The sequence below is a fragment of the Coriobacteriia bacterium genome (genome assembly GCA_034370385.1).
GTDB lineage: Bacteria > Actinomycetota > Coriobacteriia > Anaerosomatales > PHET01 > JAXMKZ01.
In genome coordinates, this window is the sequence record JAXMKZ010000005.1 from 38,312 (window position 1) to 61,713 (window position 23,402).

The 23,402-nt window shown below is 65.0% G+C and carries 24 protein-coding genes; 11 read left to right on the forward strand and 13 right to left on the reverse strand.

The window, feature by feature from the left end:
• Positions 1-282 precede the first annotated feature (282 nt).
• The 8 genes from U1E26_01180 to U1E26_01215 form a co-directional block, all read right to left on the reverse strand.
• Positions 283-618: a hypothetical protein gene (locus U1E26_01180; protein ID MDZ4168255.1), complete on the reverse strand. Its 336-nt coding sequence runs from the start codon at positions 616-618 to the stop codon at positions 283-285.
• Between the two features lie 148 nt (positions 619-766).
• Positions 767-1,123, reverse strand: coding sequence for a VOC family protein (locus tag U1E26_01185; protein MDZ4168256.1), 357 nt, complete (start codon positions 1,121-1,123; stop codon positions 767-769).
• 123 nt (positions 1,124-1,246) lie between these two features.
• The gene (locus tag U1E26_01190) at positions 1,247-1,777 is read right to left on the reverse strand and encodes an N-acetyltransferase (GenBank protein ID MDZ4168257.1); all 531 of its coding nucleotides are present in this window, start codon (positions 1,775-1,777) and stop codon (positions 1,247-1,249) included.
• Between the two features lie 105 nt (positions 1,778-1,882).
• Complete coding sequence (locus U1E26_01195) at positions 1,883-2,380, reverse strand: GNAT family N-acetyltransferase (protein ID MDZ4168258.1); 498 nt, start codon at positions 2,378-2,380, stop codon at positions 1,883-1,885.
• 155 nt (positions 2,381-2,535) lie between these two features.
• Entirely contained in the window at positions 2,536-4,068 is a 1,533-nt protein-coding gene (locus U1E26_01200) for a Ppx/GppA phosphatase family protein (protein MDZ4168259.1), read from the reverse strand.
• The gene (locus U1E26_01205; protein MDZ4168260.1) at positions 4,065-5,195 is read right to left on the reverse strand and encodes a CHAD domain-containing protein; all 1,131 of its coding nucleotides are present in this window, start codon (positions 5,193-5,195) and stop codon (positions 4,065-4,067) included. Before U1E26_01205 ends, U1E26_01200 begins: the two co-directional genes overlap by 4 nt.
• Positions 5,196-5,279: 84 nt before the next feature.
• A complete protein-coding gene (locus tag U1E26_01210; protein MDZ4168261.1) occupies positions 5,280-5,933 on the reverse strand; it encodes a hypothetical protein in 654 nt (217 codons plus the stop codon).
• Positions 5,933-7,498, reverse strand: a complete 1,566-nt coding sequence (locus U1E26_01215; protein MDZ4168262.1) for a helicase HerA-like domain-containing protein — start codon at positions 7,496-7,498, stop codon at positions 5,933-5,935. Before U1E26_01215 ends, U1E26_01210 begins: the two co-directional genes overlap by 1 nt.
• Positions 7,499-7,597: 99 nt before the next feature.
• On the opposite strand from U1E26_01215, the gene U1E26_01220 reads away from it, so the two are divergent.
• Both U1E26_01220 and U1E26_01225 read left to right on the forward strand, forming a co-directional pair.
• Positions 7,598-8,392: a fused MFS/spermidine synthase gene (locus U1E26_01220; protein ID MDZ4168263.1), complete on the forward strand. Its 795-nt coding sequence runs from the start codon at positions 7,598-7,600 to the stop codon at positions 8,390-8,392.
• Between the two features lie 25 nt (positions 8,393-8,417).
• A complete protein-coding gene (locus tag U1E26_01225) occupies positions 8,418-8,897 on the forward strand; it encodes a GyrI-like domain-containing protein (GenBank protein ID MDZ4168264.1) in 480 nt (159 codons plus the stop codon).
• A gap of 33 nt (positions 8,898-8,930) precedes the next feature.
• Here U1E26_01225 and U1E26_01230 read toward each other — a convergent pair whose 3' ends face one another.
• The gene (locus U1E26_01230) at positions 8,931-10,097 is read right to left on the reverse strand and encodes an ATP-grasp domain-containing protein (GenBank protein MDZ4168265.1); all 1,167 of its coding nucleotides are present in this window, start codon (positions 10,095-10,097) and stop codon (positions 8,931-8,933) included.
• Positions 10,098-10,182: 85 nt separating this feature from the next.
• On the opposite strand from U1E26_01230, the gene U1E26_01235 reads away from it, so the two are divergent.
• A complete protein-coding gene (locus U1E26_01235; GenBank protein MDZ4168266.1) occupies positions 10,183-10,755 on the forward strand; it encodes a hypothetical protein in 573 nt (190 codons plus the stop codon).
• Here U1E26_01235 and U1E26_01240 read toward each other — a convergent pair.
• Positions 10,752-11,405: a LysE/ArgO family amino acid transporter gene (locus U1E26_01240; protein MDZ4168267.1), complete on the reverse strand. Its 654-nt coding sequence runs from the start codon at positions 11,403-11,405 to the stop codon at positions 10,752-10,754. The two genes, U1E26_01235 and U1E26_01240, sit on opposite strands and share 4 nt — an antisense overlap.
• Positions 11,406-11,412: 7 nt before the next feature.
• Between U1E26_01240 and U1E26_01245 the strand changes: the two genes are divergently transcribed.
• The 5 genes from U1E26_01245 to U1E26_01265 all read left to right on the forward strand — a co-directional run bounded on the left by U1E26_01245 (position 11,413) and on the right by U1E26_01265 (position 14,626).
• Positions 11,413-12,450, forward strand: a complete 1,038-nt coding sequence (locus U1E26_01245; protein MDZ4168268.1) for a calcium/sodium antiporter — start codon at positions 11,413-11,415, stop codon at positions 12,448-12,450.
• Positions 12,451-12,580: 130 nt separating this feature from the next.
• Positions 12,581-13,141 carry a nucleotidyltransferase domain-containing protein gene (locus U1E26_01250; GenBank protein MDZ4168269.1) on the forward strand — a complete coding sequence of 187 codons (561 nt, stop codon included), beginning with the start codon at positions 12,581-12,583 and terminating at the stop codon, positions 13,139-13,141.
• Positions 13,125-13,502 (forward strand): HepT-like ribonuclease domain-containing protein, encoded by a 378-nt coding sequence (locus tag U1E26_01255; protein ID MDZ4168270.1) that lies wholly within the window; start codon positions 13,125-13,127, stop codon positions 13,500-13,502. The genes U1E26_01250 and U1E26_01255 overlap by 17 nt, the downstream gene beginning before the upstream one ends.
• A gap of 90 nt (positions 13,503-13,592) precedes the next feature.
• Positions 13,593-14,291 carry an AzlC family ABC transporter permease gene (locus U1E26_01260; GenBank protein MDZ4168271.1) on the forward strand — a complete coding sequence of 233 codons (699 nt, stop codon included), beginning with the start codon at positions 13,593-13,595 and terminating at the stop codon, positions 14,289-14,291.
• Positions 14,288-14,626: an AzlD domain-containing protein gene (locus U1E26_01265; GenBank protein ID MDZ4168272.1), complete on the forward strand. Its 339-nt coding sequence runs from the start codon at positions 14,288-14,290 to the stop codon at positions 14,624-14,626. The genes U1E26_01260 and U1E26_01265 overlap by 4 nt, the downstream gene beginning before the upstream one ends.
• A 10-nt stretch (positions 14,627-14,636) precedes the next feature.
• On the opposite strand, the gene U1E26_01270 is transcribed toward U1E26_01265, so the two are convergent.
• On the reverse strand, positions 14,637-15,860 hold the full coding sequence (locus tag U1E26_01270) for an ATP-binding protein (GenBank protein ID MDZ4168273.1): 1,224 nt from the start codon (positions 15,858-15,860) through the stop codon (positions 14,637-14,639).
• 120 nt (positions 15,861-15,980) lie between these two features.
• Positions 15,981-16,634, reverse strand: a complete 654-nt coding sequence (locus U1E26_01275) for a hypothetical protein (GenBank protein MDZ4168274.1) — start codon at positions 16,632-16,634, stop codon at positions 15,981-15,983.
• A 302-nt stretch (positions 16,635-16,936) separates the two neighbouring features.
• Between U1E26_01275 and U1E26_01280 the strand changes: the two genes are divergently transcribed.
• Positions 16,937-18,130 (forward strand): radical SAM protein, encoded by a 1,194-nt coding sequence (locus U1E26_01280; GenBank protein ID MDZ4168275.1) that lies wholly within the window; start codon positions 16,937-16,939, stop codon positions 18,128-18,130.
• Positions 18,131-18,275: 145 nt separating this feature from the next.
• Positions 18,276-18,683 (forward strand): hypothetical protein, encoded by a 408-nt coding sequence (locus U1E26_01285; protein MDZ4168276.1) that lies wholly within the window; start codon positions 18,276-18,278, stop codon positions 18,681-18,683.
• 79 nt (positions 18,684-18,762) lie between these two features.
• On the opposite strand, the gene U1E26_01290 is transcribed toward U1E26_01285, so the two are convergent.
• Entirely contained in the window at positions 18,763-19,290 is a 528-nt protein-coding gene (locus U1E26_01290) for a flavodoxin domain-containing protein (GenBank protein MDZ4168277.1), read from the reverse strand.
• Positions 19,291-19,618: 328 nt separating this feature from the next.
• On the opposite strand from U1E26_01290, the gene U1E26_01295 reads away from it, so the two are divergent.
• Positions 19,619-23,149 (forward strand): cell wall-binding repeat-containing protein, encoded by a 3,531-nt coding sequence (locus tag U1E26_01295; GenBank protein ID MDZ4168278.1) that lies wholly within the window; start codon positions 19,619-19,621, stop codon positions 23,147-23,149.
• Positions 23,150-23,402 lie beyond the last annotated feature (253 nt).

Below are 23,402 nucleotides of genomic sequence, written 5' to 3' on the forward strand. Positions count from 1 at the left end.
TGCTCCCCCCGGCGCTGGCACGGGCTGCACCCGCTCACGACCGCCACCCCGGAACTGCCAACGTATGCACAACGTGTGAGAAACGGGCGGCGGACGAGCGCCTCACTTCTGCAGTCTACCTGACGCCGTGCGCTCGCTCTTGGTTCGACACGCCGTCGCACTCATCGGTCGGCAAGGACCCCGGGCTAGTTCGCCCAGTCCAACGAGGGGTCCCGCTTGGACTCCTCGAACCCGAATCTAGCCGGCTGCGAAGCGGAACCGGCTTGAATGAATCGTCAGGTATCACTTGGCGAGCAAGAAGATGCTCAGCAACATAGCCAGTCCCGAGAGACCAAGTGCGCCAAGGAGCATCATCTTGTAGGTAGCGACTTGCTTCTTCGCGTCTTGCGCCGCCGCCTCGATGCCTTCTATGACTAGCTGGAGCTTGTCGGCCAGAACTTGAAGGGACTCTGCGTTGTGGGTGGCTGCTGCCTGCAGTTCCTCGATCTGCTTAGTGATGACGGGATCGCTCTTGGCAGCTTCTGCGGGCTTCGCGGTGAATGCAGGAACCGCCGCGGCGGCAATTTGCGCCACATACGGTGCGACTGCCTTGATGAATGGAAGAACTGGCACTGACATGAAGCCTCCCCGGTTGTGTTCCGCCTTACGTCTTACGCTTCACCCGCGAGCCCACAGCTTACAGCGCGAAGCGCGGAGACGCTTCTGTGAGTGGGACTGAAGCGATTGTTAGGACGACCCGTCGTTGACGTCCGCCCGATCCGCAAGACTAGCCGGAGATATCCTGTACGAAGGTGACCTTGTTCCCATCCGGGTCGACCGCATCGACCGTCTTGACGATACCCGGGTACTCAGTCAGTGCACCAAGTACCACGTTGGCTTCTGAGCAGGCCGCACGCTGCGCTTCAATGTCGCTCACAACAAGCACTACCGTCGTGCTGCCCGCCCGCTCCGGCTCGGTGGTCACTTGAAGCCAAGCTCCTGGGGCCAGTTCCCACTCGGCAACGTCTTCCGTCGGCACCACATCTGCGTCACGCCCCAGGAGTGCTTCGTACCAAGTGACGGCCGCGACCTGGTTCGTCACCGGCACCACCGCAACCACACTGTCCAAGCCTACTATCGGCATCTGCTCTCCTCTGCCGCGCGTTTCAGTTCGTCCTATCGTTGCTGCGCTTAACCTGCGCGCCGCGCGCTCTCAGGATAGCCGACGAGTTGTCGCGTCAAGTTGACTCGCTTGCTGGGTGCATCTCTACCACAGTTCTGGGTCACGAAGCGAGGCGACGCAGTCGAGCTGCAGCGGCGATTCCGGAATCCCTCTCTCACTCAGAAGCACGCCTTGCCATCCGAAGCTGTACTCGATGTCATAAGGGGGAATGCACCCCTCCGCTGCACCCACGGAGAATCCGAGCCTGCCGTAGTACGCAGGGTCCCCGTAGACAAGCAAGAGGTCCACGCCCATCTCCGCGAGGCGCCGCTTGCCGTCTTCGACGAGCCTTGACCCCGCGCCGCGCCTCTGATGCTCGGGGCTTACGGCCAAGGGCGCGAGGATGTAGATTCCATAGCCGTCCGCAGCATCGGTGGTCACCGGACTCAGGCCTATATGTCCAATGACATCGTCATCCACCTCAGCGACCAAGGCGATCGTCGGCGGCGAAGTGTCTTCCGAGAGCAGATCCACGGCTAGCTTCGCGACGATCTCCCGCTCGTCAGCGCCGAACGCCGACAAGTGGATTTCGCGTATCACATCTCCATCAGAGATGGTTGCCTCACGTATGCGCATGATTCCGCCTAACGTGTCAGGTTTGAGCGGCGGCCGAACCGCACTCAGGTGGATTCTATCTTGTGGCCGTCCGATACCTTTGTTGGGCCCGCCGAGACGTCGACTCTAGGTGAGCTCAAGCTGACGCCTGATGAGTCGATAGAACACCCGATTCCGCGTCTCATACACCTGTAGTCCGCGGCTCTCATACACCTCTTGCGCCTTGGCCATGATGGCGTCATCACCGGTGTAGAGCCGCAAGTACCTTGCGCCGGACTCCCTGGCCCTGTCGATCGCGAAATCGAGAAGACTTGCTCCCACTCCTTGTCCCCTTGCCTGAGGCGAAACGCAATACCAGCTGAGCCAAACCGCCTCATCCGAGTCCTTGCGGTATCGATACAGGCCGACGGTCCCGAGCACTGCTCCTTCGTCGTCAAGCGCAAGCCAGAAATCACCAATGTCGGTGACTCCAAGCAAACTCAGCCCGAAGCGCACCGCCAACTGGTCCTTTCGTTCCCATGCCCAGAAGAACAGCCGCTCTGTGGGCGCCTGATGCGGGAACACACTGTCCACCAGTGCCTTCGCCTTGTGCAGCGTCTCAGCATTCATCGGGACGATCTGCATACGCAGCTCCTCTGAGCTGGGGCTAACGATGAATCTACGGACTGCCGATCTCAATCATTCTGTCATCGGCACGTACACCTATGACAGCCCACCAGCTCCGCACGCTGCGTTTTCCGTGATTCGTACGGCATGCGATCCAGTCTGAATCGGCCCCGCTAGAACAGCCCGCCCGAGTCGGCCAGAACCTCGAGGGTAGCCACCCGGCCGAACGTCTCCTCAAACAGGTCCTTCTTCTTGTTGAAACCGTAGGACTCCGCGTGCAGATCACCCTCGCCGTGCACCAGAAAACGCGTTGTCGCGCCGTCGTCCTCGACGTTGACGCCCTCGATGCGCTCGCCGCGCCCGCGGTCCAGGCCATCGGCAATCCGCAGCAGGGACGCCAGCGCACGCACGGTAGCCCGATCCGCCAGCTCGACGGCCATCCATGCCTCGTGCCCCGCCTTGGGCAGCGCCTTGGTGTGATAGCGCGCTATCGCGGCCACCATCGAACGTTCGCGCTGGGTGAGTCCGGGCAGGGCGGAGTGGGCTATCAGGTGGTAGCTGTGCTTGTGGTGGCGGTCGTAGGCCACGTAGTACCCGACATCGTGCAGCAGCGCGGCCGATTCGAGCAGTGACCGGGTTGACCGATCCAGCGCGAGAGGGTCCTCCAGTTGGTCGAACAGCGACAGAGCCAGCCTCGAGACCTGATCGGCGTGCGCACGGTCGTAGCGGAAGCGGGCACCAAGGTCGCGCACGGCTCGGATCAGGTCGGGCCTTGGGTCCATCGCCCCCTCACTTGCAAGCGTGTCGATCACGATGCCGTCGCGAAAGCCCTTCGAGTTCACCAGAACGCTCGTCGCCCCGAACAACTTCATCACCTCGGCCAGCACCATCATGCCAGGCACGATGATGTCGACGCGGTCCTGAACCATCCCCGGCATGCGCGCTCGGTCAGCCGCGCTGCTATGACTCAACTGTGCGAGCAGCTGCATCAGCTCAGGACGTGCGATCTCGAGTCCGTGCACGGATTCGTAGCGCCGCCCTCTGGCCCCGGCGATGAGCGCGGCTATCGAGGTGACCGTCCCGCCCGAACCGGCGAGTCGAACGGCACTGGTGGCGATGGGGGCGACGCTGGCCCTCAGGGTCTTGCGCACGTGTCGCTTCAACCGCCTGAAGGCGACATCCGTGATGGGGTCTTCGGCGACGAAGCGCTCGGCCAACACCCGCACACCCAGGCGCATCGAGGCGATCGCCGCGGGGTCGCCCTCCACGGCCTGGACTACCTCGACCGAACCGCCGCCGATGTCCACAACCGCCGAGAAGGGCGCATCGGCAAGCAGGGGCGCCGCGCTCAGCCACACCAGCCGGCCCTCGTCCTGCGGCGAGATGATCTCGACTTCGACGCCTGCCTCCTCGGCCATGCGCCGAACGACCTCCTCGCCGTTGGAAGCGCGTCGCAGAGCCTCGGTGGCTACCGCTCGCACCTCGTCAACGCCCCGTGCGCGACCGATGTCCATCATCGCGCGCAGCGCCACGATCGTGCGCTCCACCGCCTCGGCGTCGAGCATGCCCGAGGCCTCGAGACCCTGACCGAGTCGCGTCATCGCCTTCTCGTCGTCCACTACGCGGTGACTACCCCCCACGGGGACTTCGACGATGATCGAGCGAACCGAGTTCGTCCCGATGTCTATGGCCTGCAGGAGCCTCACTGAGCAAGCCCGCCCCTCGTCCCTGGTTCGTCGGCCACATCGGTGCGGGCCCACGGCTCGGCGCCCACGACAACGGGTCCGACGATCGGCGTCTCGTCGCCAGGCACCGCCCCGTCGTCATCCGGCGAGACAAGGACGGCCTTCGTGGGCGCCTCGATCACGGGCTCCACGACATGTGCCTCCGCGATGATCGGCTCCGGCGCCTTGACTAGGGGCAACAGCAACGCGGGCAACAGCCGCTCGGCAGGATGTGCCTCCACAAGAGCCACGAATCGCAGGTAGTGGGCGTGTGCCCGCCTCTCCAGCAACTCGATGACCTCCGCGACGTCGGATTGCGAGACCCCGCCCCTTGACGCCGCCACGACGCGCTCCGGCAGGCGCAGCATGTCGAGGAAGATGTCCACATCATGCAGTTCGCCCAGCGTGTCCTGAAAAGCCGTGAGCGTCGCGTGCAGCTCGTCGAAGTCGTCGCCATAGCACGGCGCGAACGCCTCGACCGCGTAGCGCAGGCGCTTGTAGTCGATCCTGAGCGCGTGCTGCTCGAGCATGTTCTCCTCGGGCATGGCTGCGGGCTGCGCGCCGAACACCACGGCAGCACGCTGCGCTACGGCGGCGTGCGCGAAGTCCGCAAGCGGGCGTGCGGCGTCGGGGCCGTCTTCGACCGAGCGCACCAGCCGGCTCAAGTCGCGCTTGCTGCGCGCCAGATCCAGACGCGCCAGCTCGTGGTTGAGGGTCGCAAGCTCACCCTCGCGCTGGCCCATGCGATAGCCGACCATGAACGCCACGCATCGGCGTCCGCCTTCCCCAAGATCGGAGGACAGGCGCGAGAAGTCATCGATGAAGACATCGGAGTCGCGAACCGGCCCCAAGGCGCGCGTCACCCGCCGGACCCGCTTGAACCACGCGGCGAACTGCGGACCCGGATACAGCGGCTCCAGCAGGCGCATCACCTCGCGCAGCCGCCGTGACGCGACGCGCATGTCGTGCACCGCGTCCATGTCCGCGCCACCCGCGGCGGCCGCTTCGAGCTCAAACAGCGGCTTGGCCTTGGCGAGGATCATCGCGGGGGCAGCGACGCGGAGCGGGGTCTGCGCCTCAACGCCGTCGATCGCGAACTTCTGGTTCATCTCTCCCACGACCTTCCCTGAGCGTCCACGTCGGCCGCCGTCACCTACGCTACACGTCACCGGACCCCCGTGCCACTTCCGCACCTACCGATGTCGATAGCGCTCCACGAACACGCCGCGCCAGCGGGCACGCTCGAGTCCGCCGACCGTCTCGATGACGGCGCCCTCCCCCGCCCAGTCGAACTGCAGCACCACGTCGTCTCGCAACGGATGGTTGGGGTCGTAGATGCGAATGCGAACCTGTGCGTCGTCGTTGTCGATCCCCCAGGCAACGACCTGGTGATTCGTACCCAGGCCACTGAGCCGGTCGGCTGCGATCAGGCCCAGCGGCACCGGCAGTCCGGCCGCCATCGCGGCGAGCACCCGTCCGGCCTCGCGACGCGTGCGTCGGCCCACGCCTCCCTTGCCGCCCGCTGGCATGAACGTCCACGCTGCGAAGCGCACAAGGTTGGAGGAGCCCCCGCCGATGAGGCTGCCAAGCTGCCGCTGCCCGATGTAGCGCTCGAGCGGCGAGCCCTTCGGAGGCAGCTTCGAATCAGTGAGCTGTGCCGCAGGTGTGCCGGGGGTGTGGAAGAGGTCGAGGGCGGCAAACGCCATGCCGCCGCAGCGTCCTCGCAGTACAACGCGGAACACCCGTCCGCCCGGCAGCGTGACCTTCCAGGTGCCGTCATCCCACAGGTTCGAGAACGCGAAGCCGTGCAGCGAGGGCCGAAACTCGGTCAGGTGGGTCAACCGCACTAACGTTTCCCGCCCGTGATGGTGCCCAGTACGCCCCGCACGATCTGTCGGCCGACCTGGCTGCCCACGGCACGTACGGCGCTCTTTCCCATCGTCTCCAGCAGCCCTTCGCGCCGACCCCCGCGCGGTCCGGTCGAGCCGAACAGCGCGTCTGCGAGCGGGTTGCCCTGCTCCGCGGGCGCTGGTCCCGCCTGCCCGCCCGCGGTCGGGGCCGTGGTCTTCTCCGCCGCGGCCGCCGCCATGGCGTTGACCTTCGCCTGATCGGCGGCTGCAGCTGCCGCCTGCGCTCGCGCGAACAGCACCTCGTGCGCGCTCTCGCGGTCGATCTCGGCCTCGTAGTGCCCTGCGACGAGCGAAGCGGCGCGAATCGCAGCGCGCTGCTCCGGCGTTATCGCACCTATGCGCCCATGAGGCGGCACCACAAGCGCGCGGCGCACCGGCTCGGGGTTGCCGTCGGCCGACAGCACGCTGATGAGCGCCTCGCCCACCTTGAGATCGGTGACGGCCGTCTCGACGTCCACCTCCGGGTTGGGGCGGAACGTCTCCGCCATCGCCTCGACCGCCTTCTGCTCACGCGGGGTGAATGCCCGGAGCGCGTGCTGGATCTTGTTGCCAAGCTGGCCGAGTACCGTGTCGGGAATATCGACCGGGTTCTGCGTGACGAAGTACACGCCCACGCCCTTGCTGCGGATGAGGCGTACGACCTGCTCGATCTTGGTGAGCAGCGCCGGAGGGGTGTCGGTGAACAGCAGGTGCGCTTCGTCGAAGAAGAACACCAGCTTCGGCTTGGCCAGGTCGCCTGCTTCCGGCAGCCGCTCGAACAGTTCGGAGAGCAGCCACAGCAGCATCGTCGAGTACGCCCGCGGCGACTGCATGAGTCGGTCCGCGGCCAAGACGTTCACGTACCCTCGACCGGCCGAGTCAACCTGCATGAAGTCGAACAGGTCGAGTGCCGGCTCGCCGAAGAAGTCATCGCCACCCTCCTCTTCGAGGGCGAGCAATGCGCGCTGAATCGCCCCGATGCTGGCAGCCGAGACGTTGCCGTACGTCGTTCCGATCTCGCTCGCGTTGTCCGCGACGTACTTGAGCATCGCGCGCAGGTCCTTGATGTCAAGCAGAAGCAGTCCGTTGTCGTCGGCCACGCGAAACGCGACGGTCAGCACCGCCGACTGGATGTCGTTGAGGTTGAGCATCCGGCCCAGCAGCAGCGGCCCGACCTCAGTGACGGTCGTTCGCACCGGATGGCCCTGCTCGCCGAACACGTCCCAGAACATGACCGGCGTGCCGTCGAAGCCCCAGTCGCCCAGGCTGAGCTGCTCGATGCGCTCGGCGACCTTGGGGTTGTCGCCGCCCGGCTGCGATATCCCCGACAGATCCCCCTTGATGTCGGCCGCGAACACGGGGACACCGATGCGGCTGAACGCCTCAGCAAGGACCTGCAGCGTGACCGTCTTGCCGGTACCCGTGGCACCGGCTACGAGCCCGTGCCGGTTGGCCATGGCGGGCAGGAGCCGCACATCCGCGGCGTCCTTGGCGATGAGCATTCCTTCGAGCGGTTCGGTCATGGCGGACTCCCCGAGTCGGTGGCGATGCGACGATGAGCGCTGCTCAACAGATACCCTAAGCGGGCATCCGGCGAGCGCGCCGTATACTCAACGTCCACTATGAGCGAGCCGTCTGACATACACGTGATCGAACGAGGTGCCATCCGCACCCTGCGGATCGGCCGCATCGAACAGTCGTCGATGTACCTCGACTCGCCGTTCGAAACGGACTTCGACTACCCGGCCTACCTCCACATCACCGTAGCCATCGTGCCCGAGCCGCGCCGTGCGCTGGTCATCGGTCTGGGCGGCGGAACCGTGGTCAAGCAGCTGTGGCGCGATCACCGCGCGCTCTCCATCGACTCGGTAGAGCTCGAGCCGCGCGTGGCCGACCTGGCTCGCACGCAGTTCGCGCTTCCGACCGATGAACGCATCCGGGTCCACATCGGCGACGGGCGGGCGTTTGTCGAGGACACGAGTGAGACCTACGACATCGTGATCGTGGACGCATTCGACGACGACACGGTGCCGCTCCCGCTGCGCACCGAGCAGTTCGTCCGGCTCGCCCACGCACGGCTCGCCGAGGGCGGCGTGCTCGCGTACAACATGCACGGGTCGGTCGTGGGGGACCGGAGCAAGCCCTTCCGCGCGCTGCACCGCACGCTGTCCAACACGTTTCGCCGTGTCTGGACGTTCCCGGTCGGGCTGTCCGGCGGCGCTGCGGCGGGCGTGCACCGCGAGATCATCGTGCTCGCCAGCGATGCGGCTCTGACTGACAAAGCGCTCCTGGCGCGCATCGAGTCGCGCGTTGACGGGCGCGTGGGCGTGCTGGGCTTCGAGCGAACTGCCGCCGACCTGTATCGCGAGGGAGTCCGCTCCGGCGACGTGGCGGTGCTCACCGACCCGCCTGGGTAAACACCCTTTCAGGGGGGTGTTGAGCATGATCGATGTCGAGATCAAGACCACCGAGGCCGTGACTGTGGCCTACCTGCCTATGAGGGGTGCATACGCGCAGATGCCCGAGGCGATGGGTCGGCTCTACGGCTGGGTAGCACAGCATGGAATGCAGCCGACCGGGATGCCAACGGCGGTGTACTACACCGCGCCGGATGAGGGCCCGGAGGCTGAAGCGCTGTGGGAGCTGCAGGCGCCGATCGCGGGCGAGGTGGCCGAAGTGCAGCCCGACGAGGATGGCTGCGGCGTGAGGCGGCTTGAATCACAGCTGGTGGCGTCCACGGTGTACCGCGGCCCCTACGAGGGCATAGCGCCGACCTACGAGGAACTTGGGCGCTGGATCGTCGCCAACCGATACGCGCCGAGCGGTGCGCCATCGGAATCCTACCTCTCCGACCCGCAGGACACGCCACCCGAGGAGTACCTCACCGAGGTCCGCTTCCCGGTTGCTGCCGTCGGATCGTGAGGCCGCACGGGGCACGGCACTTCAGCCTGAGCCTCACTCCATCGTGACGTAGCGAGACAGATCCTCGCCGAGCACTTCGTCGAGCTCCGAGGTGTCTCCCGTGCGCACGTCCACGAAGGTGAACGCGAAGACGCCGTAGCGTCGAACGTCTGTGGGGCGCACCTCCAAGACGTGCGAGAACCTCGAGGTGAACCCCTCCAGATCCACCGCGGCGATGCGCGCACGGTCCACAGACGCCGGCAGGTCTGCCACGATCATCGCGGTGACTCGCCCGCCGCGCTCGCGAGCGATCGCATCCCAGTCCGGGCACGTCCCCTCCAGATAGCAGCGGTACGGGTTCACCCCGTAGGCGAAGTGCGCCAGATCGGTCGCGCACCACCCGCCGAACCGCATAGGATTGATCTCGATGGGGGCGACACTGCCGGCGGCGTCGATGCGCAGCTCCGCATGCACGGGGAAGTCACGCAGGTCGGCCCGCTTGCCCACCTCGGTCAGGAACTCCATCGCTGGTGCCCCGAGCCGCTCGATCACCTCCACGCTGGTGTAGTAGACGCGGTCGCTCACGTCATCAGCGGAGGCGAAACGGTGCGCGAGCACGTTGACAAGCACGGGCTTGCCCGCGCTATCGAAGTACGCGTCAACCGCGAACTCCTCGCCGTCTATGACCTCTTCGATCACGAAGCGGTCAAGGTCGAGCACCTGCTCCGGGTACATCTGGCGCTGTGCAGCGACCTCCCGTTCGACGCGCGTGAGCACCCCCGGCCACTCATCGTACGACCCGACCACGTGCACGCCGACGCTGAAGAAGCCGACTGCGGGCTTGATGACGAACGGCGCGCGCACCACCGACGGGTCGAACGAACGCAGCTCGGCGAAGGGCACCCCCGTGAAGCGGTACTCCGGGTACATGTCGGCCACGAGCTCACGGAAGGCGACCTTGTCCTTGAACAGCCGGATGCGCCGCGGCAGATCGGTTCCGCCAAGGTGCTCCGCGATCCAACCGATGGCGTTCTCGGAGTTCGCGTAGATTCGGGCCCCGGGGCGCGCGGCCGCCGCTGCGAAGGCGGCGTCATCGGACAGCGCCACACCACGACCGGCGAGCGCGAGGCGCGCCATGCGGGTATCGAGGACCGGCACACCCGACTCGGCGACGGTGGATGCGAGGAGTTCTGAGACGTAGGGCTCTTCCAAGATGAACACGGGACCTCCGAGGAGACGGGCGGTAAACTGCACGCGACTGAATCCCGATACTAACTCAGTCGGCACTTCTTTCGAGGGGGAACCAATGCCAGCGACCGTCAAGGGCTCCGTGGTCACCGCTGCGTACGACTACCTGCGCGCGACCTACGGCGAGGAGGTCTGGAAGCGGATGCTCCTGCGCCTGAGCTATGAGGACCAGGACCTCGTGAAAGCGTCGAGCCGCACTCTGGCGTACCCGGTGGCGGTGGACGGTCGCGTTCTTGCCGCGTTCGTGGCCGAGCAGTTCGAAGGAAACCGGATGCTCGCCGAGCGCGAGCTGCGGCGTGGGGGCTCCTCGCAGGCCGACACCATGCTCCACGGCGTCTTCAGCATCTTCGCCCGCCTGGCCTCGCCGAAAGCGGCCTTCAGCCGTGCGGGTTCGATCATCACCTCGGTGTACACAGAGGTCGACTCCGAGACCGAGGCGCACGCCGACGGAACCGGCGGCATCATCCGAATCCACGGTCTGGGAGAGAGCTCCTTCGTCGCTCCGTGGCAATGCGGCTGGATGGAGCGGGCGCTCGTGCACTTCGGGTCGAGTTCGCCGCGAGTCATCGAACGCGCGTGGCAGGCGGGGCGCGATGCCAGCGACGAGCTCGTCTACGAGGTCACGTTCTAGAGCGAGAGCACGAGCCCCACGGCGATTGCCCACATCACGACGCCGATGCCGATGTCGAGCACGCGCCACGTACCGGGCCGACGAAAGACCGGGGCCAGCAACCGCGCCCCGAAACCGAGCGCCGCGAACCACGCGAGCGACGCCGCAAAAGCACCCGCGAGAAACCACCAGCGCTCCGGAACCGGCTGGCTGGCGGCCACTCCGCCCAGCAGCACGACCGTGTCGAGATAGACGTGCGGATTGAGCAGACTGACCGCGAGCGTGGCCGCGATGGCCGCGTACGTGCTGGGCAGCGATGCGGGCCCGGCACCGTCCCCCTGAAGCGTCTCAGTCACGAGCGCCCTGCGAAAGGACAGGGCGCCGTAGACCGCGAGAAACGCGACCCCGCCCCACGTGGCGACGGCCGTGAACTGCGGAAAGGCCTCCACCACCACGCCGAAACCGAGCGTTCCTGCCAGGATGAGCAGCCAGTCACACAGCACGCACGTCGCTACGATCGCCAGGACGTGAGACCTGACGATGCCGTTGCGCAACACGAACGCATTCTGAGCGCCGATAGCGATGATGAGGCTCGCGCCGAGGCCGGCTCCGGCCAGGAACGCGGAGAGCGACGGGTCCAGCTTGACACTCCTTGGACGAGAAGGAACCAGCGCCCGAGTGTACCTGACGCGGCGGGGGCTCGTGCGCCCGGCATCTCGCGCAACTCGTCCTGAGCGAGCCGACCTGTGGCACTATGCATGGATGCCTTATGTACTTACAGCCGCCGGCTTCATCGCCCTGTTCGCAGGGGGCGAGTTCCTCGTGCGTGGGGCGGTCACGGTGTCACGACGGATGGGCATCTCACCCCTGCTCGTCGGTCTCACGGTGGTCGCGTTTTGTACGTCAGCTCCTGAGCTGCTCGTATCCCTCCAATCCGCTATCGCAGGCAGCCCCGGTATCGCGGTGGGCAACGTCGTGGGCTCCAACATCGCCAACATCGCGCTCATCCTCGGCCTCGCCGCGCTCGTGAAGCCGTTTGCCTTCGACGTCCCTGACATCCGGAATGATGCGCTCGTGGCCCTCGGGACTTCGGCGTTCCTCGTTCCACTCGGCTGGTTCGGCATCATCCCCCGATGGGTCGGTGCGCTCATGGTCGCGGCGCTCGCGATCTATATCGTGCAGTCCTACCGCAGGGAGGTAGGCGCAGGCGCCGAGTCATCCGACTGGCACGCCGAGGAGGCCGAGGTCTTCACTTCAGGAGCTCCGTGGAGTGTCGCCATAGCCCAACTCGCCGGGGGCCTTTTCGCGCTGGTGCTGGGCGCCGACTGGCTCATCACCGGCGCCCAGGAGATAGCGCTCACCTTCGGCGTGCCGGAAGACGTCGTCGGCCTGACGGTCGTTGCGCTCGGTACGTCGCTGCCCGAACTCGCGACCTCTGTGATGGCGGCGCGGCGCGGGCACGCCGACGTGGCAATCGGCAACGTGCTGGGCTCCAACACCTTCAACGTGCTGTCGATCCTGGGCATAACGATCATCGTCGCGCCGCTGTCGATTCCCGAAGGGATCTCATCGTTCGACGTCCCGGTGATGCTCGCGTTCTCAACGGTGGCAATCGGCGGCCTGCTGCTCCGCGGCAAGATCGGGCGGCTGTTCGGCGGCCTGCTGCTGGCTGGGTACTTGGGCTACGTGGCGTATCTCTACGCGCCCGTCGGCTGAGGCCGTTCGACGCTCAGGAAACGGCCTTCTGACGCCTCACCCGCATTCCGCCTAGCGAGCCCGCTGATTGACGCATATCACTACTTGTACGTTGTTTTTCACTACTCGTATGTTGTAATCTAGCTCTGACATGGGTGAGATTCTCGACATCGGGGCGGACTTGGTGAGGGCGCGGCGAGCGTCCGGCCTGTCTCAGCGCGAACTCGGGATACGCCTCGGCGTCCGTCAGCAGCAGGTGGCGCGCTGGGAGGCGACCGCCTACCGGACCGCGGACCTGCAGCGTGTGGACGAGGTCGCGCAGGCGCTGGGCATCGAGCGCACGATCGGTACCCTGCCGCTCGCGGCGGAGACGCCAGCCGTGTATGGCGAGCAGACCACGCGCATCACCCCCGTACGCGACCTCGGCGAAATCGTCGCGCGCATTCGAGCTCACGGCGACGAGTTTCGCGACCGGTTTCACATCGATCGCATCGGGGTGTTCGGCTCGTTCGTTCACGGAGAGCAGACGGCGGACAGCGACGTGGATCTGCTTGTTGAGACTGACGACCCCGGCGGCCTGCGCTATGTCGCAGCTGGCAACTTCGCCGAAGATATCCTCGGTCGCCCGGTCGACTTCATTCGGCCGCATCTACTCAAGGAGCGGTTGGCTCCTCGCGTACTGAGGGAGGCTGTCTATGTCTGGACCGCGTGACGACTCTCTCCTGCTCGATGATGTCGTCGACGCGGCGGAGCGACTAATCTCCTTGGGCTCGCGGGTCCCACGAGGGTGGTTGGGCCAAGACCGCGACGTGAACGAGATGATCCTGTGGAACGTTGTGGTTCTGGGCGAGGCCACCAAACGCATGCGCGAGCAGACGCGTCTCAGGTTCTCTGACGTTCCTTGGGAGTTGCTTGCTCGCACACGCGACCGGATCGTCCACCACTACGAGGGTGTGGACTGGCACATCATGACGCTGATTGCCTGCGACGAAATCCCCGGTCTGCTACCGCGCCTCATAGAGATCCGCGACACCGTCCGGACTGAGTTCGACGCCCAGGAACCAGCCCGCTGACGCCTCACCCTCTCATTCCGCGCCACGGGAGTGCGGTTCGCGCGTACTCGCGGGTGCTACCATCGTGCCTCCCCCTCCCGAAGGAGCCGCGTGAGTCGCCGCAAGCACAGCGCCAAGGCCGGAGTCATCGACGTCGCCCCGATTCTCATCGGGATAGTGCCGTTCGGCCTCGTGGCGGGCGCGGCGGTCATCCATGCCGGCATGGGAGTCACCGAGGCCATGGCCATGTCGCTCTTCGTGAACGCTGGCGCCTCACAGATCGTGGCGACGACCATCTTCGACGCGGGCGCCCCGCTATGGGTGGCGCTGGCGACAGCGCTCATCGTCAACGCGCGCATGTTCATCTACTCCACGTCGATCGCGCCGGTCTTTGCCGACACACCGGCGTGGCTTCGGCCGATTCTCGGCCACATGCTGGTGGACCAGAACTACGCCTCGACCATGACGAAGGGGCGCCTGCGTGACGACATCGATGCCGTGCCGTACTACGTCGGCGCGTGGATCGCGCTGGCCTCTGTTTGGCAGGTCTCGAACCTCGCAGGTGCGCTGCTCGGCCCGCTGGTGCCGCCGGAGTGGGGTCTGGAGTTCGCCGTGCCGCTCGTCTTCCTCGCCATGCTCGCGCCGGCGCTCAAGGACCGCACCTCGGTGGGCGTTGCCGTCGTGACGGCGGTCGCGGCCGCGGTCCTCGTGCCGCTCTTGCCGCTGCAGCTGGGACTTGTCGCAGCACTGCTCGCCGGGATGGGGTACGGCGCATGGCGCGACATCGTCAAGGACGGTGACGGCAAGTGACCGCGACCGCGCAGTTCTGGGTGCTGATCGTCGTGCTGGCCGTCGGCACTTGGGCGATGCGCAGCCTGCCGATCATGCTGCATGGCCGAGTGCCGCACCCGCCGTGGCTCGAGCGGCTGCTCAAGCACGTCCCGGTGGCCGCGCTGACGGCGCTCGTTGTGCCGGGCGCTCTGTACGTGAAGGATGCCGCAGGGGCGTACGCGTTTTCACCGGCTCGCACGGTGGCCGCCGTGGTGGCGCTACTGGTGGCGCTGAAGACCAAGAATGTGCTCGCCACTCTGGTCGTGGGGATGGGCGTCATGTGGGCGATGCAAGCGGCGCTGGGCGGCGGGTAGGGCCGCAGCGTCAGCGGTTCCACAATCCGCTGGTCGGCACAGCCCAGAGTCGATCCCCGAAAGGTACCAGCGCCTCTCCGTCGTGTAGCACGATGCCGCAGGCGAAGCGCGACCCCAGCGCATCTCGAAGTCGCCGGAGCCCGCGAAAGTCGCTGTCCCTCACGGTCCATGCCGCTTTGACCTCGACGCCAACCAGTCGCGCGCCGCGCTCTAGTACCACGTCCACCTCGTACCCGTCCTTGTCTCTCCAGTGAGAGAACCTAGTGGGCTCATCATCGAAGCTTGCCATACGCATCAGCTCATTGGCGACGAAGCTCTCGAGTATCCGCCCGTACCGGGATCGGTCATCCGCCAGCTCAGGGACTCCCATTCCCAGGGCCGAGGTCACGATACCGGTGTCGGCCACGTGAAGCTTCGGCGCCTTGATCAGTCGCTTCATCGTGCTGGAGTGCCATGCCGGGGTTTCGACCACTGCAAACACGCGCTCAAGAAGGGTGACATACTCGCGAATGGTCGGGCGGCTGACTGAGAACGGACCTGCCAACTCGGTGATGTTGAGCAGACAGGCCGTGTGTCCTGCGAGAAGCTCGATGAGTCTGGGCAGGACATCGAGGGAGCGAACGCGAGCCAGATCGCGAACATCTCGCTGCACGATCGCGTCGATGTACTCTCGGTACCATGCGGCGCGTCTCGGCGCAGACTTCCTGGCTAGCGCCGGTGGGAAGCCTCCGGCGACGATCAACTCCGGGAGCGACTCCCTCTCGACGCGCGGCACGGCCGCGAAGCCGTCATGGAAGGCCGCTGCCAAGAAGCCCGATCGAACACCGCGCAACTCGCACTGCGCAAGTGGATGAAGTCGAACCGTCTCCATCCTCCCCGCGAGTGACTCTGTCATCGTTGGCACCAAGAGGACATTGGCCGAACCCGTGAGCAGGAATCGCCCCTCCGTCCGCTCGCGGTCAATGGCGAACTTGAGCGCTGGAAACACCTGCGGTACCCGCTGAACCTCGTCGAGAATCACTCTGTCCGGCAGGCGGCTGACGAAGCCCATTGGGTCTGCGTCGGCAGCGCGGCGCACGGTGTCGTCATCAAAGGTGACGTACTCGTGCCCGAGATCAGCCCCGATCGCGCGCGCCAACGTCGTCTTGCCGCACTGGCGCGGACCATGAATCAGTACCGCGGGCGTGTCAGCAAGCGCATCCTGAACGCGGTCGCGGGCGAAACGCGGGTACAATGTTCCTTCGCTACTCACCGTCCGATTGTAGGTTCAAGCACCGGCTGATCGCAAGTTTGACTACCGGCTGATTGCAGGACAACAGCTCAGAGGCCTCGCGGCACCGCGGCTGGTTCCTCGCTACACGAGCCCCAAGCGGCGCCATACGCCGGCGGAGATGCCGAACGACGGCAGGTACCACACGAGCCCGCCGATGATGTAGATCACGAGATCCTTGCGAACGAGATCGGCGATCTCCCCAAGTCGTCCCACCTGAAACACGCTCACATAGACCACGACCGCCGCCAGTGCCAGCGCTGCCAGCATCGCGAGCGCCTGGAACATGGAACGAGCGTCGATAGGCCGGCGCAACCGCCTGACGATGCCCACAACCAGCGGCGAGACGAGCGCCACAAGAATCGCTCCGGCAACCGGCGTGGCGATGGCCCTGTGCTCCGGAGCCAAGAATGCGTTCACGGGCAGGAGCAGAAACGTGCTCAGAAACATCACGGTCACGCCGCTGATCACGATGAGGGGCGTGAGAATCAAGATACGCAGCGCAACCGTCTTGAACGGATCGCGGCTGTCGGTGAAGAACGTGAGCGCGATGCCCAACAAGAACGGGACGGTCACAAGCGAAACGTACGAGAACGTGTACGTGCGAAACGGCAGCTGGGCGATCGCGAGCACCCCGGGCACCAGGAACAGCAGCATGAAGGCATACGAAACAGCGTAGGTGTCGAGGACTCGGGGGGCCTCATCGTCTGGCTTCATCGTGACTTCGGTCTCATCCACGGGCATCTCCGCACTGTGCGCGCCGGGCTGTCATGGCACATCATGATGGCGAGGAGCCTGCCTCGAACATGACTTCAGTCAAGTGGCTCAGGTTTCGGCATGCTCGCTCACATGAGCTCACGCCGCCCGCCGAAGCCTGGACCCCATCCCCCGGGGCGAAGCCACTCGCGCGACCGACCGCCGTTCACCGAGCAGCAGGTCATAGTTGTTACATTCGGTTACATTGGCTATCTGCTTGCGTACACTTGACAGTGTGACGCAGTATCCCACCCGGTGGGGCACCCAGCCCAGGAGGCACTCTGATGGCACATGTACGCTCGCTCTTCTTCGACGGTCCCCTCACCGAGGTCGAGGACAAGGCGCAGTTGGCCGTCCAGCTCGGCCGACCCAGTGAGGTCATCTGGAACATCACCAACCGCTGCAACCTGCTGTGCGACCACTGCTACATGGCCGCCACCGGGCACGCGGCGCCTGAGCAGCTCACCGATGAAGAGGCCATCGCGATAGTCGACCAGATGGTCGACTCGGGCGTGCCGGTCCTGTTCATGAGCGGCGGCGAGCCGATGATGCGCAAGAACTTCTGGGAAATCCTCGAGCACGCGCGCGCGGGAAACATGCATGTCGTCGTCTCCACCAACGCCACGCTGATCGATCGCGAGGCGGCCAAGCGGCTCAAGACCCTCGGTGTGGACTGGATCGCGACCTCGCTCTACGGTCCTCCGCCCTTCCACGACAAGATGGTCGGCGTTCCCGGGACCCACGCCAAGGTCGTCGAGGCCATCAAGATCCTGCGCGAGGAAGGCGTCGGCGTCGCGCTCAAGAGCGCCGTCTCGAAAGACACTCTCCCCTTCATCCCCCACATCATCGCCAAGGCCAAGGAGCTCGACTGCGGCCTCATCTACCTGTGCGATCTCATCACGAGCGGACGCAGCGAGGGCGAAGAGGACGCGCGTGTAAGCGTTGCGCAGTGGAAGGTGATCGCCGAGGGAATCGTCGACGACATGATCGACCCTGACGTGACGCTCGAGTACGACATCGGCGCGCTGCCGTCGATGATCCCCTATCTGGCCCAGCGTTTCGAAGCCCGCGGCATGGACGTGACCAAGGGTCTTGAGCGCCTCAAGATCATCTCGGCGTGCCCCGTCGGCAAGGGTCACATGAACATCAACTCCGAGGGCGGCATCATGCCCTGCCAGTTCGCACAGGATTGGGTGATCGGCAACATCCGCGAGATGACACTGGCCGACGCGGTCAAGGAGCTGTTCGTCTTCGACGCAGCGGACGCCAAGGGCTGGTGTTCTGACGATGAGTGCGAGTACTCCCGCATCTGTCGTGGCTGCCGCACGAAGGCGTTCCACGAGTTCGGCGATCCGCTGGGTGTGGACACCACGTGCATCCTGAAGAGCCGCGACTCCGGTGAGGTGGAGGCGCCTCAGGACTTCGATCCCAGCCAGTCACCCGCTTCCCCCTGCTGCGCCCCGGGCGCCTGCGGCTGACGCTCGCCGCCTGTCTGGTGCTCGCGCTCATGGCGGGCGGTTTAGTGGCGTGCGAGTGATGCGGGGATGTCTTTCGCTGACGCCTATCTGCGCACGCGCTACAATGCGCCCGCACCAAGGATTCCCCCGACAAAGGATACTTGCAATGGCGCTTTTCATGCGGACCGATAAGGATCCTGAGGGCACCGCCGTACGAGTTGAGGCAGGCCTCAAGCACAAGGATGGAACGTGCTTCCTCGTGCTGCATCGACTACCGCCGGAGTACGCGAAGCCGCCGACGTTCGTCGTGCGCCTGTCCGGCGAGCGCATGGAGGTGCGCGGCAGCGGCCAGTCGCAGGCCTACTTCAAGGCATTCGCCTACCAGAAGTTCTCTGCGAAGGAGCTCAAGCTTCTAGTCGGAGCGCGCGAGGGGGAAGACCACCTCCCGTTCTTCAACTTCAGCTACCCGACCGTGATCCGCGTCTTGGGGAAGTCGTACTACAAGATGCGGACGGAAGAACTCCGGCCGCTTGTCGAGGAACGGACCTGGAAGCTCGTCGCGACCACGGAGTAGGGCCGCATATCGCGGCAGACTCGCCCTCGAAGATATCTTCCGGTGACCGGTACGGCGCCACCCGATCGCGTAACCACGCTCAGGTGCCCGCTCCCCTCGAGCTGACACCGAGGGCGTCGGCCGCCTCGACCGCCCACGCTCTTATCGCATCCCAGTCGCGATAATCCCCCGCCGCCATGGCACCATTCGGGTCGGCGGCCGCGCGGTTGAAGGGGAACGACAGCCGCTCGGGGATGATGGCGCCGGCGAACTTGGCCACAATCACCGGTTTCACCGCTTCGACAAGCGGGGCGATGAACTTCGTTGCCTCGGCCTCGGCCTCCGGCGTGTCATCCTTGGGGGCCAGGCCCACCGAGAAGACCGCCACCCGCTTCGAGGTGAGCTCGGAACGGCGCGAACTGACGAACCGTCGCATCTCGCCCAGGGGCTTGAACATGCGGATGGCGGTCCCCAGAACGACCGCGTCGTATCCGGCGAGCTTCGGCGCCTTCGACGCTCGCACCACGTCGACCTCGGCACCCGCCTCGCGAATGATCTTCGCCACTTCCTCGGCTATTTCGCCGCATGTCCCACACTTGGTCGCGTAGACCACGAGAACCTTCGCCACGAAGAACCTCCTCGGTCGGATTCGCCGATACGTCGGGGCGGCTCGCCTGCGCCCTGCACACGGGCTTCTACCCTAGCGGAGTGAAGGCACAACGCGAAGAGGGCCACCCCCGATTGTGGCCTGGAGAGCGGCTGGACCCGACCTGTATCTAGGCGTATCGTTCGCATCGAGGGGAGTCTGGGGAGACTCCCGGTGCGGCGTCCTGCACTTGGGCGCGCTCTCAGCCGCCAGGGGGGCGGCTGTATCACTCCGGGCACTGCCGGCGCAAGCCGATGCGAAGGCCCTAGTGACCATATGGGGGTGCGCTCCTTCCGTGGGAGGAGTTGCGATGCGTTACGCTCGCTGGTTTTCGAGGATAGTCAGCCTGTCCGTCGCGGTCTCGATGCTGGCCACAGGCGTCCCGATAGCACTCGCAACCACCCCAGGAATCGTCTCGGCTTCGACCGTCGAACCCACCACGCTCTCGCAGAACTATGTTCGTCTGACGGGCTCCGGCCCCAGCGGCAGTTCTGTGGCGGTATCGAAGCGCGGCTGGTCGAAGTCCCCGTATGTCGTTATCGCATCTTCATCGTCGGCGCTGGATCAGCTCGTTGCCGCACCGCTCGCAGGCGTGTACTCGGCTCCGCTGCTGCTGACCGACGGGAAGACCCTGTCGCGTTCAGTCAGTGGCGAGATCCGTCGGCTGGGCGCCAGAACCGCCCTCGTGGTAGGTGATACGAAACGCGTCCCGAAGAGCGTGACGACAGCACTCAAGAAGGCGGGAATCCGGACCACGAAGCGCCTGGGTGCGGCCAGCTCCTCAGCAACCGCACGTCTCGTCGCCGAGCAGATCCGCGCCCGGAGAGGAGCAGTCCCGGCGGTATTCGTCGTGAACGCCAAGTCCGTCGCGTGGGGAGCTGCGGCTGTTCCGATGGCGACGAAGTTCGGCATGCCGATTCTCTACTCGGGCACAGCGACCCTAGCCACCGACACTCGGCGCTTCCTCGAGGCTCGGAAACCGAACCAAGCGATTCTGATCGGCGGCCCGTCATCCATCACCACACCTCAGGCTGAGGCGATCAAGTCCGCTGCCGGCATCGACGATTCGAGAGTGATGCGGGTGTCGGGCACCAGCGTCTATGATTCGGCGGCTCAACTGGGCGAGATGGGATTCGCGCAGGGCTTGTCATACGCAAACACGGCTATAGCAGCTGCTTCGAACAACTCGGATCTCTACGTCGCGGCAACACTGGCGGCACGCAAGCGCGGCATGTTGATTCCGTCTGCAGGTTCAGCAGTTCCACAGTCCACCTATGACTTCATCGAGTCCCATTGTTCATCGATGAAATCGGTGTGGCTTGTCGGAAGCAGCAACTCGATTCCGAACGCACAGCTGTCCGACCTGAAGGAGGCAGGGCAGACCCTGTTCAAAGACGACGTGAAGGTCGTGAAGGAGGCGCTGAACAGCGATCTGGCCAGCATCTCACCGGACGCGCGGACGCTTTACTTCAACAGCGGCACGGACCTTTCCGGCATCGAGGTGGCGGACGTTCTGGTCTCGGGCCCGACGGATGCCGCGCCGTACGGCTACCTCAAGCGAGTGGTGAATATCGAGAGCGCGGGGGCTCTGGTATCCGTGGTCACAACGGCCGCAAACCTGGGAGATGTTATCAAGAAAGGTTCCCTCGACGTGAAGATGGGGGAAGCTGGAGAACTGGGTCGCTTGCCGGGTGCCTTCGCTGTCAAAGAGGCGCGGGTCGTGGATGATACACACGTCGATGTCGAGTTCTCTGGACTCGAGGCCATCAGTGGTGAGTCCTCGGATTCAGTAGCTGCGGGAGTGCCTGCGGGTCAGATCGGCGACCCGATGAAGACCAAGATCGGTTGGTCGCGCGGTGTTCCGCTCAATCAGGAGCTCTACAAGAGCACTGCTGCTCGCGTGTGGACTGAAGGCAATCTCACGGTCGGGATTCAGATCGCAGTCAACGCCAGCTGGGGTGTGACCTCATGGAGAACAGAGCGCGTCGGGTACCCCCAGCTCGTACGTTGGCACTGGTGGGGTCCGGAGTTTCGCCAAGCGTTCTACGAAACGCGCATTCCCACAGGATTCGGGCTGGAGAGCGCATCGTTCGTCACGCACTTCAATGAGGCCCTGAACCTCAAGATCCTGTGGACGGGCGCATGGACTATGGAGCGCACGAAGGACCTAGGGCGCATCAAACTGGCAAGTGCGGCCTTCCCAATCGGCTTCGTGCCGGTCGTCATAACGTTCGGCATGACTCCAACCGTCGGAGTCCAGGGCGCTTTGGGGGTGTCGGGCAGCGTTCAAGTCACCCAGAGCTTCAACGCAAGCGCTGGGTATGCTTGGCACTACGAGAGGGGCGGCACATCGCTTTCCTCGAGCACCAACAGCTGCAACTTCCAGCTCCCGACCGGGTCCCTGACCGGATACGCCAAGGGGTGGGCTGGCGTGCGCATGGACGCGATGTTCTACGACGTGGCGGGACCTTACGCGGAGCCTCGCGCGTTCCTGCGCCTAGACGGCAACTCGGCCTGGAGCCCAGCGTTCAAACTGCGCGCCGGGATCGAAATGACATGGGGAGGACAACTCGAATTCTTCGGAATGCGGAAGTCCTGGGGGTTCGGTCCTGCGACGCTGTGGTCAACGCTTCTGTACCCGCGGGTGAAAATATTCCGCTCAATGCCAGCGGGGGCAGCAGCAGCGTCGCCTGCCTTGCTACGCGCTCAGAACGCACCTGAAAGCCAGGCTGAGACCGTCACCATCGACCCGGCAACGGTGCAGCCAACGGACTTCTCACTGGAACCGACCGGCACGCAGGTGCTCGACGCGCAGCTCCTTCCCGACGCCCGTACTGTCCGACTCACGACGACCCCTCTCGTCCAAGGCGTAACTTACGCAGTGAACGTAGCTGACCTGCTCATTCTCGATGTGGAGGGTCAGCCCGTCGTAGCCTCTGGAGCTCCGTTCAGCCTGCGGGAGAGAGTCGCACCCACCACATCGCTCTCTGTTCCGCCACCCGATGGGCTGGAGGGCTGGTATCGAACTCCGCCGCTTGTAACGCTGGCGGCGGATGAGCCGGGCTTCACGAAGCTGGCGTGGGGCACGACGACCCCCACTGTCGACGGCCCGGGGTTCAGTGCAGGCACCACGACAACCGCCCCATCAGGGGAGAACCGCTTGTACTACTACTCAACCGATCTCGCGGGCAACAGCGAGCCGGTCAAGAGCGCACCGTTCAAAGTGGATCCGCTCGCACCCGTGAACCCGCCGTTTACTGCCGGGACCGCTGTTTCCTCTCCAACCAACGCCGCGTCAGTCAGCATGGGCTTCGCGGGGGCAATTGATGGCGCGTCAGGAGTCGCTGGTTACTCCACGTCGTGGACCTCGGGATCCGCGGGTTCTCCAGACGCCACGATAGACACAACGCTCACATCGACCACGCAGGCGCTGAGCGATGGATTCTGGTACTTCAATCTCCGAACCGTGGACAGAGCCGGCAACTGGTCTGCCGCGTCATCGATGGGCCCGTTCGTGATTGACCGAACACCGCCTACAGTGCTCTCCAGCGTTCCCCTAAATGATGCAACGGCCTCGAGCCTTCGCCAGCCGGTCAGTATCACCTTCTCTGAGGCCGTGGAGTTCGAGGACGGCGGGGTCTACGTGCAGTATCCCGATGGCCCGAACTGGCTGAACTACGCGGGTGCTGAGGCATACAATCCCGCGACTCGAACGTGGACCTGGATACCGGATGCCGACTACCCGAGCTGCGAGGTCAGGGTACTGATCGACGGAGTGCGTGACCCGGCGGGGAACTGGATGCCACCCACCACTTGGCGCTTCTGGGCCAACTGTGAGTAGCATCGTCAAGCCAACCGCTTGATAGACCCTTCGCTGCCAAATGCAGTTCCAAATAGTCATTGACATTGAGGACAGATACGCGAAGAGGGCCGCCCCAACTGCAGGGGCGACCCTCTTCCTTCATCGCTGCGGACAGCGACGCGTCACGTACTCGTCGGTGGACCGTCGCATGAGCAGGACCGTCCCTGCCGATGCGCCGCCGTCTAGGCGGTACCGGCCTCCGCTCGACTCGCGGTGGACCGGACTAGCGCAG

What these genes read in the sequence shown, in the direction of transcription:
- U1E26_01180 (MDZ4168255.1), bottom strand. Translation starts at nt 618, where the DNA reads ATGTCAGTGCCAGTTCTTCCATTCATCAAGGCAGTCGCACCGTATGTG.
- U1E26_01185 (MDZ4168256.1), bottom strand. Translation starts at nt 1,123, where the DNA reads ATGCCGATAGTAGGCTTGGACAGTGTGGTTGCGGTGGTGCCGGTGACG.
- U1E26_01190 (MDZ4168257.1), bottom strand. Translation starts at nt 1,777, where the DNA reads ATGCGCATACGTGAGGCAACCATCTCTGATGGAGATGTGATACGCGAA.
- U1E26_01195 (MDZ4168258.1), bottom strand. Translation starts at nt 2,380, where the DNA reads ATGCAGATCGTCCCGATGAATGCTGAGACGCTGCACAAGGCGAAGGCA.
- U1E26_01205 (MDZ4168260.1), bottom strand. Translation starts at nt 5,195, where the DNA reads ATGAACCAGAAGTTCGCGATCGACGGCGTTGAGGCGCAGACCCCGCTC.
- U1E26_01215 (MDZ4168262.1), bottom strand. Translation starts at nt 7,498, where the DNA reads ATGACCGAACCGCTCGAAGGAATGCTCATCGCCAAGGACGCCGCGGAT.
- U1E26_01220 (MDZ4168263.1), top strand. Translation starts at nt 7,598, where the DNA reads ATGAGCGAGCCGTCTGACATACACGTGATCGAACGAGGTGCCATCCGC.
- U1E26_01225 (MDZ4168264.1), top strand. Translation starts at nt 8,418, where the DNA reads ATGATCGATGTCGAGATCAAGACCACCGAGGCCGTGACTGTGGCCTAC.
- U1E26_01235 (MDZ4168266.1), top strand. Translation starts at nt 10,183, where the DNA reads ATGCCAGCGACCGTCAAGGGCTCCGTGGTCACCGCTGCGTACGACTAC.
- U1E26_01250 (MDZ4168269.1), top strand. Translation starts at nt 12,581, where the DNA reads ATGGGTGAGATTCTCGACATCGGGGCGGACTTGGTGAGGGCGCGGCGA.
- U1E26_01255 (MDZ4168270.1), top strand. Translation starts at nt 13,125, where the DNA reads ATGTCTGGACCGCGTGACGACTCTCTCCTGCTCGATGATGTCGTCGAC.
- U1E26_01280 (MDZ4168275.1), top strand. Translation starts at nt 16,937, where the DNA reads ATGGCACATGTACGCTCGCTCTTCTTCGACGGTCCCCTCACCGAGGTC.
- U1E26_01285 (MDZ4168276.1), top strand. Translation starts at nt 18,276, where the DNA reads ATGGCGCTTTTCATGCGGACCGATAAGGATCCTGAGGGCACCGCCGTA.
- U1E26_01295 (MDZ4168278.1), top strand. Translation starts at nt 19,619, where the DNA reads ATGCGTTACGCTCGCTGGTTTTCGAGGATAGTCAGCCTGTCCGTCGCG.